This is a genomic window from Thermosporothrix hazakensis (assembly GCF_003253565.1).
Taxonomy (GTDB): Bacteria; Chloroflexota; Ktedonobacteria; order Ktedonobacterales; family Ktedonobacteraceae; genus Thermosporothrix; species Thermosporothrix hazakensis.
In genome coordinates, this window is record NZ_QKUF01000012.1 from 58049 (window position 1) to 73045 (window position 14997).

At 53.2% G+C, this 14997-nt stretch carries 13 protein-coding genes; 6 read left to right on the top strand and 7 right to left on the bottom strand.

Going from position 1 to position 14997, the window contains the following annotated elements:
• Positions 1-18 precede the first annotated feature (18 nt).
• Positions 19-1206 carry a WD40/YVTN/BNR-like repeat-containing protein gene (locus EI42_RS17260; protein WP_111323873.1) on the bottom strand — a complete coding sequence of 396 codons (1188 nt, stop codon included), beginning with the start codon at positions 1204-1206 and terminating at the stop codon, positions 19-21.
• 197 nt (positions 1207-1403) lie between these two features.
• On the bottom strand, positions 1404-1796 hold the full coding sequence (locus EI42_RS17265) for a hypothetical protein (protein ID WP_111323874.1): 393 nt from the start codon (positions 1794-1796) through the stop codon (positions 1404-1406).
• 127 nt (positions 1797-1923) lie between these two features.
• On the opposite strand from EI42_RS17265, the gene EI42_RS17270 reads away from it, so the two are divergent.
• From EI42_RS17270 to EI42_RS17280, 3 genes are all read left to right on the top strand, one after another.
• Positions 1924-2535, top strand: a complete 612-nt coding sequence (locus EI42_RS17270; RefSeq protein ID WP_111323875.1) for a PadR family transcriptional regulator — start codon at positions 1924-1926, stop codon at positions 2533-2535.
• Between the two features lie 292 nt (positions 2536-2827).
• Positions 2828-3124: a GlsB/YeaQ/YmgE family stress response membrane protein gene (locus tag EI42_RS17275; protein WP_111323876.1), complete on the top strand. Its 297-nt coding sequence runs from the start codon at positions 2828-2830 to the stop codon at positions 3122-3124.
• A gap of 127 nt (positions 3125-3251) precedes the next feature.
• Positions 3252-3731, top strand: a complete 480-nt coding sequence (locus EI42_RS17280) for a putative molybdenum carrier protein (RefSeq protein ID WP_211326227.1) — start codon at positions 3252-3254, stop codon at positions 3729-3731.
• Positions 3732-3750: 19 nt separating this feature from the next.
• Here the strand turns inward: EI42_RS17280 and EI42_RS17285 are convergent, their stop codons facing one another.
• Positions 3751-4242 (bottom strand): NUDIX hydrolase, encoded by a 492-nt coding sequence (locus EI42_RS17285; protein ID WP_111323877.1) that lies wholly within the window; start codon positions 4240-4242, stop codon positions 3751-3753.
• Positions 4243-4719: 477 nt separating this feature from the next.
• On the opposite strand from EI42_RS17285, the gene EI42_RS17290 reads away from it, so the two are divergent.
• From EI42_RS17290 to EI42_RS17300, 3 genes are all read left to right on the top strand, one after another.
• Entirely contained in the window at positions 4720-5856 is a 1137-nt protein-coding gene (locus EI42_RS17290) for a sigma-70 family RNA polymerase sigma factor (protein WP_111323878.1), read from the top strand.
• A gap of 603 nt (positions 5857-6459) precedes the next feature.
• A complete protein-coding gene (locus EI42_RS17295; protein ID WP_371859990.1) occupies positions 6460-7683 on the top strand; it encodes an ammonium transporter in 1224 nt (407 codons plus the stop codon).
• A 213-nt stretch (positions 7684-7896) separates the two neighbouring features.
• The gene (locus EI42_RS17300; RefSeq protein ID WP_111323879.1) at positions 7897-9630 is read left to right on the top strand and encodes a peptide ABC transporter substrate-binding protein; all 1734 of its coding nucleotides are present in this window, start codon (positions 7897-7899) and stop codon (positions 9628-9630) included.
• Positions 9631-9663: 33 nt separating this feature from the next.
• Here the strand turns inward: EI42_RS17300 and EI42_RS17305 are convergent, their stop codons facing one another.
• From EI42_RS17305 to EI42_RS17320, 4 genes are all read right to left on the bottom strand, one after another.
• Complete coding sequence (locus tag EI42_RS17305; protein WP_170142710.1) at positions 9664-10305, bottom strand: pentapeptide repeat-containing protein; 642 nt, start codon at positions 10303-10305, stop codon at positions 9664-9666.
• A gap of 91 nt (positions 10306-10396) precedes the next feature.
• Entirely contained in the window at positions 10397-12265 is a 1869-nt protein-coding gene (locus EI42_RS17310; protein ID WP_111323881.1) for an ABC transporter ATP-binding protein, read from the bottom strand.
• Entirely contained in the window at positions 12262-14160 is a 1899-nt protein-coding gene (locus EI42_RS17315; RefSeq protein ID WP_111323882.1) for an ABC transporter ATP-binding protein, read from the bottom strand. The genes EI42_RS17310 and EI42_RS17315 overlap by 4 nt, the downstream gene beginning before the upstream one ends.
• Before the next feature lie 228 nt (positions 14161-14388).
• Complete coding sequence (locus EI42_RS17320) at positions 14389-14988, bottom strand: hypothetical protein (protein ID WP_111323883.1); 600 nt, start codon at positions 14986-14988, stop codon at positions 14389-14391.
• Between the last annotated feature and the right edge of the window lie 9 nt (positions 14989-14997).

Here is a 14997-nt window from a genome sequence, read left to right on the forward strand (position 1 = left end):
CTTTTTCTTTCCGGAAGATCAGCGCATCATCGTATACTGAAGCGGTTTCCAGGTCACACCTCCATCTTCCGTATGCAACAGTTCGGTATCAGTAAGCGACCAGCCGTGCCGGGCATCAATAAAGCTGATCTCGCGGATCGTTGCAGGCGCGGTCGGCCCCTGATTCCAGTTCGCGCCTCCATCAACAGTGCTGTACCACTGATTCGTCTGACTATCGACAACCCACAGATGATAGGGATCAAGCACAAAAACCGCACCAGCAGTAATCTGAAGCGGACTGGTCGCAATCCACTGGCCGCCGCCATCACTTGTCCGGTAGAAGAGCGTATGATACTTGCCATCATCGGTCGCAACCCGTACCGGAAGAAACCCAAGCTCACCGAAGAACACAGGCGGCATCATCCCGAGCGATGATACCTTCTTGAGAGCTGATGGAAGCGACGGAGAAGGCATTTTCTTCCAGGTCGCGCCTCCATCACGTGTCACCAGGAGGCCCGGATCTTTCGAGCTTCCAGAGGAAGCCGAAAGCGTCAGAAAGCCGGTCATCTCATCTTTGAAGGTAATGCCTGTTTTCAGTCCTTCTTTGGGAAGACTGTTCTTTTCCCCGGAGCGAGCAATCTTCTTCCAATGCATGCCCCCGTCAGTGGTCGCGAACAGCTCAACCGGCTGATTCCCCTTCTCGGGAGCTCCCATCACAGTCAGCCAGCCAGTTTGATTATCCAGAAACGCAGGCGCGTCAACCGTTTTGGGAGCGCTCGCCGCCAGCGTCACGCCTTTCCAGCTCTTACCACCATCGTCGGTCCGCTCAACTCGCACCTGATCCTCTCTGACGCTTGCGACCCAACCCTGCAACACGCTTTTAAATGTGCCTTTCGCGATCGAGTAGTCTCCGGCCTTCGTGCCAGCAGGCGAGACATTTATCCAGTGTATACCACCATCCGTCGTCTTTAGAATGGCATCTTTCGTCAACGCCCAGCCCTGCGTGGCATCGATCATCAAAATAGAGGTTAGCGGACCTACCTGCTGCGTCACATAATCAGGCGAGGAGCCAGGATTGTCGCCCCCCTGTTCGGGGGTTTGTCCCACCGCAGCGCCCTCGCCAGGAAACCCACCACAGGCAGCCAGCAAGCTCAAGAGCAGCAACAGCATGCAGCAATGGAGCAGTTTTGTTCGCCCATAAATAGCACAAGTACGCAGAGTCTGCATAAAAAATAACACCTCCCCACTCAAAGCATAGGAATTCTGCCTCTTCCCTGAAGGATGAGCGACCATTATCACCCATGTTTCCCGGGAAGATCTGGCTACGGCGGTTCACGCGCCTGTCAGCCGGGAGAAGCGAGCAGGCTTCCCCACGGCTCATAGATGGTTCTCCGGGGCGACGCTACCCCCTCCTCACTATCTTCTCACAAAACAGGCTGTTCAGAAAGAGTTCGGGCAGGCAGTTTCAAAAAAGCAACCAGAAACAGAACGCCAAGCAAGGCATCAATCAGCCCGAAAATCAACACCGAGGCCGGGAGACGTTGGAGGGCAAAAAGCAGCGCCAGAACAAGCATATAAGCCCACTTCTCGGTCATCGCAAGCGGCATGAGAGACCGATAACGCAGCGGATCTTTCGCGATGAGCAAAAACAGGATTTGAAACATCGCCGTGATACTCAAAAATCCATAGAAATACTCTGGATGAGTGAGCGCGGGCGGCGTCATCGTACCGATCAGACCTTCGGCGAACATGAGCGAGCCACACAACAACAAGCCATACATTCCCGCTGCAAGAAACACACCACGAACAAAACGCATTGGTTTTCACTCCTCTGTTTTCATGTCATATGACTTCAAGATATATAACTTCATATACAACAAAGCAGAGGCTCTTGTCAAGAAAACAGGCGGCGTGATAGCATAAGCTACAATCAGAACAGGGGAGATGAAAGAGATGGAGCGCCCGGAAGCGTACCCGATAACCTATGGTGTGCTTGGTCTGCTGGCCTTCTGTGGGCCCATGACTGGCTATGACCTCAAACGCATGTTTGACCATATTCTCTCGCCAATGTGGGGAGCGACCCAGAGCCAGATTTACAAGGAGCTCAAGCGCATGCAAGAACTCGGTTGGGTCGAGATGCAGCGCGAAGAGCAGGAAAGCAGACCCGACCGCAAGATCTACTCGATGACTGAAGCCGGTCGAGAAGCGCTTGCACACTGGCAAACGCAGCCCCCGACCTTCTTTCAGTTGCGCGATGAACTGCTGCTCAAGCTGCTTTTTGGCTCTTTTGGCTCACCTGAAGCCTTGCTCGCCAACATACGCGAGGGTATTCGCTTCCATGAACAGCGCCTGCTTGCCCACCGCCAGAACGCCAGCCTGATTCCACCGGCAAACCAGCCCCACCAGCCCAGTGGTCGCCCCGATCCATACGCCGCACCCGCCGAGCCAGACATCTATTTTCGCCTGATTACGCGCTTTGCTATCGCGTTAGAAAAAACCTATTTGAACTGGTTACAGGAAGCGCAAGAAACCATCGAGCAAGAGCAAGAAGACTGATCCCTCCGCCTCACGAGCCGCTTCAAGTACTCCTGCGCAACGTTAAAAAAGCTTAAGATCAGGTTAAGAGATACTGAGGACTGCGATTCCCCCCAAAAAAAGGCGATTTTTGTGAAACGGTCTTTCTCACCACATCGTACAAATAGCAGTAAGCACATTGCGAGAACGAACGAAAGCAACGAAAAGAGGTTGAAGGCGCTCGTTCTTTGCAAAGACGAACATATGGACATAACACGAATCGGAGTTCAGTTCCTTTGTTCATCCGATCGTGATATAAGGAGGTATATACGTTATGATGACATTCGCAACCGTTTTAGCCGCAGTTACGTTAACAGATGTTCTCTGGTGGCTGCTTGTTGGTCTGATCGCTGGTGCACTGGCAAGCTTCGTAATGCGTGGTGGCGGATACGGGATTATCGGTGATATCGTCGTTGGACTTATCGGCGCGGTTATAGGCGGTTTCCTTGCCAGCCTGCTTGGCATTAGCGCGGGCGGCATCGTTGGTACGATCATCATCGCCTTTATCGGTGCATGTGTCCTGATCGCGATTCTGCGTGCCGTGTCTGGCGGATTTGCGCGCCGGCACTAAACGATACCTCATTCGTCGAAACAGAAGGGCCGCTCTCGGTGAGTGGCCCTTCTGCACGTTTCGCACCCTTGCCTTTTCTTCCTGTTGAGCGATACAATATATCTAGAGAGAGAAAAGGAGCGTTGTTGTGGTATTCTGGACAGTAACATATATTGTTTCCGGAGGGCAAACAGGCGCCGATCGGGCCGCACTTGACTGGGCAATGGCGCACCATATTCCGTATGGGGGCTGGTGTCCTGCCGGTCGTCTGGCCGAAGATGGCCCTCTGGATGCACGCTATGAGCTTCAGGAAACCCCGACATCCTCCTATGCACAACGCACCGAGTGGAACGTGCGCGATTCAGATGGCACTGTCCTGTTTTCGCTCTCTCCGCATCTGACCGGGGGCACGCTGCTGACGCTCCGGCTAGCCAGAAAGTACCGGAGGCCATATCTGCATCTGTATCAAACAGAGAGACAACAGAATCCAGCCACGCGCCTGCTTGCCTTCTTGCAGACCTACAACATTCAGCGCTTGAATGTTGCCGGACCTCGAGCTTCAACGGAGCCCGCAATAGGCGCATTTGTGCAACAGGTACTGGAGTGCGCCTACCAGTTGACCCATTGAACAAGCGGAATAAGCCATATTACGCCTGTTCTTTTCTGCGGCTTTCCCAGGCGTCAATGGCTTTGCGAGCGATGTCTTGCCACCCGGGATACGCGGGCCGGCGATTCTCTTCCAGGATAGCCAGCTCAGAAGCCGACAGCCAGCGATATTCGGTATGTTTGTTCCATTCCAGTTCAGGGTGTGTCAGATCACCTTCTACCTCAACATAAAAATCGAACTCGCGGTGCCAACCATCAACGTTCCAATCGGAAATAGCGATCAGGGAGACAACCGAGGCCAGGGTCCAACCAGTTTCTTCCTGGATTTCGCGTCGAAGCGCGTCGAGGAGCGTTTCCCCTGTTTCGACATGGCCTCCCACCATGTCCCAGCAGCCCGGGAAGAGCCGTCGAGACATGCTACGACGCTGTGCAAAAATGCGTCCCTGCCGATCAAGAATCAGGGCACCAACAACACAGATCTTGCCCTCAGCCTCAGCCTGTTGCTGAAGCGAGAGAAAAAAAGGTCCTTGCATATGTGACTCCTTGCGCAGTAAAACGTTTCTCTCTTTTGGAAGGTTTTTCGGGATCTCAGGGATGCAAGGTAACCAATTTTTCCTATTCTCTCTACAGGAATATATAATTAGCCGTATGTGTTATAATGGATGGAGCGAAGGGGCTCGAAAATACAACCTGTTTTTGAGCTACTGAAGAACAGCGTCCATTCCTCTGACAGCCGACCATTCACCCATACGTTTTCTAGTCCTTCCTTACTCCTGTCTGGAAGGTTTGTAAGCCGGAAGAACGGATATAGAGTTTGCAGGTGTTGTGTCTGGTTAGCAGGTTAACGTTCTGGCCGTATGGCTACAATAGAAACACGAAGCATCTTTACAGAAAGATGATCGTTGCCTTTTGATGGTACCATTGTCATACTCTATTTATTTACCCACCCTTCCTCGATTATGTATTTAGGAATGATTGTCTTTCTTGCTGTCTAATTAAGGAGAACTTTTATGGCAATTTCTTTCATTGAGAAGCCAAAAGAGCAGAAGAAGCGTTCAATGCTTACATCAGATATAGATCTTCTCGAAACAACAACAACCGAGGATACGGCAACCGACCTCGATGACGATCAGCTTGACCTTGATGCCGACGTCCTGCTTGATGAGGATGAGGAGCAGGATGATGACTTTATTGACGATGATGAACTGCTGAACCCGCATCTGGATGCCGATGCGATTGCAGCCAGCGTCGAAGCCGGCGTTGATGATTCTCTGAGCTGGTATCTGCGCGAGATGGGCCGCACTCCGCTGCTGACCGCAGAGGAAGAGATTCGTCTTGCTCAGATGATGGAGCGTGGTCGCCTTGAGCGCGAGAGCGCCGAGCTGCTGAAGACCGCACCCGATCGCCATATCATGGCACAGGCTGAAGAGGCACAGCGCCGCCTGATCGAGGCCAACCTGCGTCTTGTCGTCAGCATCGCCAAAAAGTACAAGGGGCGCGGCCTGACACTGCTTGACCTGATTCAGGAAGGCAACAGCGGCCTGATGCTGGCAGCGGAGAAGTTTGATTACACAAAGGGCTTTAAGTTCAGCACCTATGCAACATGGTGGATTCGGCAGGCTATCAGCCGCGCCATTGCCAACCAGGGTCGCACGATTCGCCTCCCGGTACACCTTGTTGAGACGATCAATCGCACCATGCGTGTCAGCTCTCGTCTCTTCCAGGAGCTCGGGCGCGAACCGACGGCTGAAGAGATCGCCTCTCGCATGGGCACCAGCGTCGAGCATGTACAGGATCTGATTAAGGCCAACCAGCAGCCAATCAGCCTTGAAACACCAATTGGTGAGGAAGGCGATAACGAGCTTGGTGACTTTGTGGAGGATTCCGTTGCCCCATCTCCAACCGAGGTGACAACGCATCGTCAACTGCGCGAACAGATCGATACGGCGCTATCGATTCTCTCTGACCGCGAGCGCTATGTCATTCAGCAGCGATTCGGTCTGCTTGATGGTCGAAGCCGCACGCTGGCAGAGATCGGACAGGAGTTGCATCTGTCACGCGAGCGCGCACGCCAGATTGAGGCACGCGCACTGAGGAAGCTGCGCCATTCAAAGAGCTGCTTGCAGCTAAAGGATTTCCTCGACTAATCTCCTCCCCTCAAGGCATGCGCCGGGGAGGAGAAGCGTGCCTCTGCGCCGCAGAGGCTCCCTCCCCTTAAGGCATGCAGGTTCTTTCCTCCTGTTGCTTCCTGTCTTTACACTCTTTCCCCGTACCCACTGCCAATTGTGCATTTTGCACAGAAAACCCAGCAAATAATTCATACATTTTTTGCAATGCCTTCCCCTACTCTGCTCAGTACAATAGACTCATACAGTGGTTTTGTGCAGAGTACACAAAGTGTACCAATACAATCGGTACACATCTCGGCGACGATGCCTCTCGCCCGCTGGTGTGCGGATCAGCAGTCCTCCTGAACAAAAGGCTTTCCCTGTCTGGCAATGGCGCTGCACAGGGAAAACTTTTGCCGTTTTGTCAACTGGAACAAAAGGCGTATTCAGAAGTTGAAGCAAAGAGGGTAACACATGGCAGTAGTTGAAACACCGAGAAAACCGGCCACCTCTCTGGCACAATCACAATCTGTCTACCGCTCGTTTGGCCTGGCAGTCATCCTGACGCTGGCGGTAGGGGTTGCAGTGGGCATTTTGTCCAAACTGTTCGCAGGAGCATCAGCAGGCACTCCTGGCTCCGCGATCAACACGGGTGATACGGCGTGGGTCATGATTGCGACCGCGCTGGTGATGCTGATGACGCCCGCCGTTGGCTTCTTCTATGGCGGCATGGTCACAAGCAAAAACGTCGTCAGCGTGATCAAGCAATCACTGCTTATTCTCGGCATCGTCAGCATTCAATGGGTTCTTTTCGGCTATAGTCTTGTATTTGGCAAGGATGTCGGCGGTATCATCGGTAGCCTGAATTTCTTTGGTCTGGCAGGCGTGGGCTACGCACCTAACCCCGATTATGCAGGCACCATTCCGCATCTGGCGTTCATGGCGTTTCAGGCAACCTTCGCAATTATTACCCCGACCCTGATTATTGGCTCCTTCGCAGAACGCATTCGTTTCCGTACACTGGTTCTGTTTGTCATCCTGTGGAGCACGCTTGTCTATGATCCTATCGCACACTGGGTCTGGGGCGTTGGCGGCTGGCTGCGCAACCTGGGAGCGCTCGATTTCGCGGGCGGCACCGTCGTTCATATTAGCGCCGGATTCGCCGGTCTGGCGGCAGCGCTGGTCATCGGGAAGCGCCGCGATTTCAAGCAGGGCCAACCACTCGCCTCGAACAACGTGCCCTTTGTGCTGCTCGGCACCGCGCTCCTCTGGTTTGGCTGGTTTGGCTTTAACGCTGGCAGCGCCCTGGCAGCCGGAGCGCTGGCTGTGAATGCATTTGTCGTCACGAATACGGCAGCGGCGGCTTCCGCTTTGACCTGGATGCTGCTGAGCTGGGTTGAGCATCGCAAACCAAGCGCGATGGCAACGGCAACCGGTGCGGTCTGTGGCCTGGTCGCGATTACGCCCGCAAGCGGCTTTGTTGGCCCTATGGCAAGTATCGCGATTGGCATTATCGCGGGCGTCGTCACCTATGTGATGTTGCTCCTGCGCAGCAAGAAAACAAAGATTGATGACACGCTGGATGTCTGCGCGGCACATGGTATGGGAGGCGTTGTCGGAGCGCTGCTGACCGGCATTTTCGCCGAGAAAGTCATCAACAGCGCGGGCAATAACGGACTGCTCTTCGGCAATCCAACACAGCTCGGCATACAGCTTCTCTCTGTGGCTGTCACGATGGTATACGCGTTTGTCGTCACATTCATTCTGCTAAAGCTTCTTTCTCCGCTCGGCTTGCGCGTCTCGCCCGAGGATGAAGAAGCCGGATTGGATGTGGCCGTGCACGGAGAAGAGGGCTATCGTTTGTAGTCTCCTCTCAATTCCGAGCTCTCTTTTTCGGCCCGATGGTGAATCTCCTCTCTTCGCTCTTCGCGGGGGAGGAGATTTTTTTCTGCCTGCCTCATATGTGCAGCGCCTGTCTATCCTCTTTATCAGCCATATTCAATATATACCGGGACCTTTACAATAGTTATAGAGGGCGCATTTTAAATTCACTGCATTGCACATAAGGAGCAGTCTGATATGAAGCCACAGACGTTTTCATTGAGAAAAGCTGCACCAATTACGCTCCTGCTCATGGTTTTTCTTCTGGGAGCCTGCGGAGGCACAACACAGCAGTCGGTCTCGACGAAAAAAGCGAGCGACGATAAGCAAGTATTTGTGATGCCCATTGCGGGCGTCAATGACTATAAAACGCTCGATCCGGCGCTTGGCAATGATACTATCTCCAACCAGGCCATTCAGTTGCTCTATACCGGTCTATTAGCGTTTGACGACGACCTGAACGTCAAGCCACAGCTTGCCCGGAGCTATGATGTCGCTTCCGATGGCACCACCTATACATTCAAGCTCAAACCCAACCTGAAATTCAGCGATGGCTCACCGCTCACCGCCGAAGATGTGGTCTATAGCATCAATCGGGCGCTCGATCCGAAAACAAAGTCGTCTATTGCCACGGTCTATATGGGCTTGATTAAAGACGCAGACAAGTTCAATGCAGGCAAACTCAATAGCCTGATCAATCACAGCCTCTTTGCTCCCGACCCCCAGACCGTTAAGATCATTGCAGGCACCAGAGCACAATACTTTCTGCAATCCCTGACCTACCCGACGTCTGCCGTGGTAAACAAAAAGTTGATCGATAAATACGGGAACTCCTGGACCGAACATGTGGGCGAAGGTGGCAGCAGCGGCCCCTTCAGCATGTCCAAATACACACGCGGGCAGACAGCGATCTATGAGCCAAACCCCTATTATTATGGGCAGAAGCCACAACTCAAGAAAATCGTCCACGCCTTCTATCAGAACAACGACACCGCCTACAACGCCTATCAGAGTAATCAGGTGGATTTCGTCAATGTGCCCCCACAGAAGATCTCTCAGGCACAGGATCTGCCCAAGAAGCAGTTCGAGGAGTACCCGCAGCTTGCCGGCTACTACATCACCATGAACTACCTGACCAAACCTTTTGACAATATCAAGATTCGGCAGGCGTTCGCGCTGGCCCTCGACAAAGAACAGATTGTCAACAACATCCAGAAGGGCACCGGCATCCCGACAAACCATATTGTCCCCAGAGGCCAGCCCGGCTATAACGAGAAGCTCACCGGGCCTGCGGGCGTGAACACGCTACGCGGCGATCAGAAGAAGGCAAAGCAACTTTTCGAGGAGGGCATGAAAGAGGCAGGCTACACCCGCTCAACCTTCCCGCAAATCAAATATACAACCACCTATAGCACCAGTACAGGCAAGCAGGCAGTCGAAGCGGAACAACAGATGTGGCAGAACGTGCTTGGGGTCAAAGTGCTGATTGACAACATCGACTGGAACCGCTTCCTGAGCAATCTGAACAGCACTATCAATAGCTCAAAAGGAATGATGATGTGGCAGGGCGGATGGTCAGCCGACTACCCCGATCCACAGGATTGGCTGACCCTGCAATTTGGTGCCGGTTCCAACAATAACTACTGGAATTATGGGCAAACACCTGCACAGCGTCAAAATCAGGAATTGATGAAGAAAGCAGACTACGAGCATGACAACGCGAAACGCATGCAGATGTATAATCAGGCAGAACAGCAGCTTGTGGATGAAGCCGCCTGGATTCCGATCCAGCAGGCAAAGTCGGTCGCGGTCCATAAGCCCTGTTTGATTGGCTTCAAACGCAACGCGCTCGATCTGATTCCGCCCGATAACTGGTCGAAGATATACATTTCCACAGAGACCCCCTGTGCCGATGCCAGTCGGTACCGGTAATTCCACCACCACCGTTTGTAGAGTGGCCGTGCATTAGGCAGGCCACTCTATTTTCACCCCGAAAAGCTGAACCAGTGCAAGCGCCTGTGCCGGATCAACCGTCAATCCCGCGACCTCGCTCATCCCGATGTGTAGCCCGTCAATCGCACAGCCCGCGATATTGACGTCGCGCAAACGGCTCTGTGACAACTGCACCTGCGCAAGCGAGCATCCCTCAAACCGAACATCGGTGAGCTTCGCGCCCTGTAAGTCGGCCTCCTGCAATAAACAGTCTTTGAAGCGCACATGACGCAAGACAGCATAGCGAAACAGCGCCAGATCAAGCATGCAATCGTGAAACAGCACCTCCTCAAAGAGGCTCTCTGTACCGATAAAACCGGTCATACGGCACTTCTGGAACATGACACGATGCAGACCGCCGTTGCTCCAGCGAGCATTCGCCAGATCACAATCAACCAGTCTGCAATCAACCAGTTGAATACCCTCACTCACAACACCTCTCAAGCCAGTATCCCGGCACAGTGTCTGCTCAAAATGAAGCAGGCGGGCGTCCTGGCCATCAAAGCGCATCCCCTCGATCAGCATCTGTTCATACCTCTCCTGAGCCGTCAACTGCGCGGCAGACCAGGGATGCAGGCGAGCCTTTGGCGGGATCACAGGCGAACGGAGCGTCATGCGGGAACCTCCCCTCGTTTTCTCATCAGGATAGGACAAAAAAAGGCCGGATGCAAGCGAACTTGCACCCGACCCCTTTGAAAAAGAGCATTTAGACGGCTGCCGGCTCTTCTTCGGATGAACCGGTATGGCGGAAGCCCATCGCATACAGTGACGCATACGCTCCATTGCGATCCAGCAGTTCATCATGTGTGCCCTGCTCGACAATCTGGCCCTTTTGCAAGACCACGATCAGATCAGCGTTCTTGATCGTTGACAGTCGGTGCGCGATCACAAAGGCGGTACGCCCGTGCAACAGCTTACGCAGCCCTTCCTGCACGATCATTTCTGTGAATGTATCGATATTTGCTGTGGCCTCGTCGAGAATCAGGATACGTGGATCAGCCAGCAAAGCACGGGCGAACGAGATCAACTGCCGCTGTCCCATACTGAGGTTACGCCCACGCTCGCGGATCATCGTCTCGTAGCCGTTCTCCATGTGCAGAATCAGCTCGTGCGCTCCGACAACCTTTGCAGCAGCCTCAACCTCTTCATCGGTCGCCTCCAGGCGGCCATAGCGAATATTCTCGCGAATCGTGCCGGTGAACAGGAAGGGCTCCTGAGGCACGACGCCGACCTGTTTACGCAGCGACTCCTGCGTGACATCGCGTATGTCATGTCCATCAATCAGGATGCTCCCACCCTTGATGTCATAGAAGCGCGTCAGCAGGCTGATGATAGTGCTTTTACCGGCTCCGGTCGGCCCTACAATGGCCGCCGTCTGACCGGCTTTCACCTCCAGCGTCAGGCCGCGCAGCACAGGATGCTCCTCGCTATAGTGGAAGACGACATTCTCAAACTTCACATCGCCTCGAACCTGAGGCAACTCATAGGCATCTTCCTTATCCTTGATCTCAACGGGTACGCTCAGGATATGGTAAATGCGCTCGGCAGCAACACCAGCACGCTGCAACTGGTTGTACTGCATGCTCAGATCACGAATCGGATCAAAGAAGCGGTTAATGTAGAGCGTGAACGCAACCAGCGTACCAATCGCCAGCGAGCCCTGCGCCGCCTGAATGCCACCGAAGACCACGACCAGCACAGTCGCCACCGCAGCTACGACCTCAACCAGCGGCAAGATCAGCGACGAGATAGCGGTTGCATGCTGGTTCGTGTCGAGGTTATAGCGGTTGAGCTCGTCGAACTCCTCGCTATTGCGCCCCTCACGCACCAGACTTTGAATCACGCGGATACCAGAAATGTTCTCCTGAAGCGTCGCGTTCACCAGCGAGATTGCCGAGCGTGTCAGGCGGAACGAGCGCTGAGAGTAGCGAGCCCAGAAGAAGGCAATCACAAACATAACCGGAATCACGGTAAAGCAGAGCAAGGCCAGATTGACGTTCATCGCTAGCATGGTTCCGATGATACCGATCAACGCAACCAGCGAAGCAAGCATTGAGAGCAAGCCAGAGCTCAGAATGGATTCAAGCACATCAATATCGCTCTGGAGACGCGACATCACACGCCCGATCTGGGTATGATCGTAAAAGCTCAGAGAGAGCCGCTGTAGATGCCGATACATGTGCGAGCTGATCTTATACAGTGCCTGCTGTCCGGCCCACGACATACTCCAGATCTGCCAGTACTGCGCCTGCCACATCGCCACATTGAGAACCAGCAGCAGGCCGCTCATCCAGCCCAGACCCGCAAGGTCACGCTTCTGAATGTAGTCGTCAATCAGCAGACCGATCAGAAACGGGTTCGCGATATTGAGGCCGGTATAAATGAGCATCAATATGACGCTGGCGATCGCCTGAAACTTGTACTCGGCAACAAACGGGATAAAAACACCCAGTGATTTCCATTGAAACTTTGAATTGATATCTTCGTCTGAACTTGCCAGACTGTTTTCTTTCCAGGTGTGGCGGGCTGCCAGCTTTTCATATAACTCGGATCGTTTGACTGCGCGGGTGCTCACCGTGTCACCTCCCTCTGCCTGATCTGCTCACGCTCGGGAAACTCATGCTCCTCCCGGGCAGCTCTGGTAAACTGGGTCCCATCATGCTGGACCATACGCTCTTCAAACTCTTCCTGATCGCGCAACTGAAGATCATACAGGCGGGCGTAGCGCCCCTTCAGCGCAATCAGCGAATCGTGGGTGCCGCGCTCCACAATGTGCCCATTTTCCAGCACAAGAATCTGATCGGCATGTTTGATCGTGCGCAAGCGCGAGGCGACAACAAACGTAGTGCGTCCCTTCATCACTGCATCGAGCGCCTGCTGAATCAGGTACTCGGTCTCCATATCCACGCTGGACGTTGAGTCGTCAAGCACCAGAATGCGCGGGTTCAGCATCAGCGTACGGGCAATGGCGATACGCTGCTTCTGACCGCCAGAAAGCGTCACACCACGCTCACCAACCCAGGTTTCGTAACCATCGGGCAGAGTCATAATAAAGTCATGGATACGGGCAATTTTGGCCGCCTCAATGACCTGCTCACGGGTCGCGTCATCCACACCGAAGGCGATATTATCGTGAATGGTCGCGTTAAACAGGAAGACATCCTGAAGCACCAGCCCGATATTGCGACGCAGGGATGACAGCGTCACATCGCGCACATCATGACCATCAACAGTGATTCGACCCTCGGAGACGTCGTAGAAGCGCGGTAACAGATGCAGCAGCGTGCTCTTACCACTCCCGGTGAGACCAAGCAACGCAACCATCTGACCGGCCTTTGCATCAACATTGATATCGTGCAGAACCTCAGGTCCTTTTTGATAAGAGAACGAAACATGCTCAAATTTGATGTCGCCTCTTACCTCTTTGAGTTCAACAGCATTGGGAGCATCTTGAATTTTCGGCTTCGTATCCAGAATATTAAAGATACGCTCACCACAGGCCAGACCACGCATGAGCCAGTTAATCATAAAGCCGAAGGTACGAATTGGGGTTGCCATTAACAGGGCGTACTGCACAACCGCAGCCAGCACACCAATCGTGAGCTTGTGATCAATAACGGCAATACCACCAACCCAGACCACAATGACAGTAATGACGTTCAGCGCAAAGAGCAACAGCGGCTGGTTCCAGGCCATAAAGCGCATGGCCTTCAGGCTATAATTGCGCAGCAGTTGATTCTGCTTATCGAATTTATCAATTTCAAACTCTTCGCGCGCAAACGATTTGACGACACGAACACCGCTCAGACTCTCCTGCATCACTGTACTCAGGATACCATTTTCCCTCTGAACCGCGAGCCAGACCGGCCTGATGTGGACACCAACGCGGCTTGTGAAGAAGATCATGAATGGAATAAAAGCCATCATGACCAGCGCTAGCCGCCAGTCCAGAAGAAAGAGAATCACGGTAATCGCAACAAAGTAGACAAGCGCCAGGATGGCCCGCAACAGACCAAATGGAATAAAGTTGCGTACGCCTTCGATGTCAACCGTCATGTTTGACATCAACTGACCGGTTTCTGAGTCGTCATGAAAGGCAAAGTCCAGGAGTTGCAGGTGATTGTACAGCTTATCGCGTAGATCATACCCGACCAGGTTTGAGAGACCCTGCGAGTAGTACCCCTGCCCATAGGAGAAGACACCACGCAAAATACTGACCACCAGAATTGCTCCGGCGGCCAGCAAGAGATCACTCATGTTGCCAGTTCTCAGACCTACGTCAATCACCCATTCCAGCAACTTTGGGACCGCCAATGAAGCGCCCGTAGCCAGCAGCAAACAGAGTACAGCCGCCACCGCCCACAACCAGTAAGGGCGCAAAAGACCTACAATACGAAAAAGAATACGAATGTTGAATCGAAATGCACTAAGATACCAGGATAACGACTTTCGGGCTTCTCTTGAAGGCATTGCGTGCTAAATCCTTTCTTGACGCGCCGGTAGAAAACCTTTACTCTACAACCATTCATCTTCCCCGATAAAGTGTAGCGAGAAAAGGGTGACAGAATGTTGTCAGTCATTCGCAAGATTTTTTACGCGGCGATCAATTCTGTACTATTGGACAGGATACCAGAACAAAAAATAGCCCTTTCGGGCCTGTACGCCCGTCACGCCAGTACAGAAAGGCACGCATCTCACTCAAGAGGAGCGGCGTCGCAAGAACTGGTACGTAACCCATATTGCGCCCAAAAACAACTCAACCAGACACGCGATCACAAGTATAGCCGATCCCACTGTAATCATCCGCTGAGCCAACACCAGCTCACTCATAAAGAGAGCGCCGTTCATGACTGTTAGCAACGTCATCAGAAACATCAGAATGAGGATCGCCAGGCGCTGAAGAAAAGAAGGCTCAGAGCGAGGGGGCTCAATCACCTTGCCATCGCGCATCTGGATCGCCGATTGATATTCGGCATCCTGCCGACGCTCAGCATAGAAACCGAGCCAGCCAAACACGCCGATCACGGCCCCAAACACGACCAGATACAACAGAGGAGAGAGGACAGGCGTCAGAGTATAGGAAGAGGCAGCAGCACCTACAAAAGAAAGAAAATAGACAGAGATAAACACACTGAGGACCAGAAGCACGAGGAGGGAACCAAGAGCGATGAGGAAACGATTGCGAGGCCAGCGAAACGATGGTTGCATGACAGGCTGCTGTACAGATTGTTGGGTAGCGGTGGGTTCTACCACTTCTGCCGCCTGTTCCTGATAGCCTTCCTCATAAAACTGCTGCATTCATTTTCT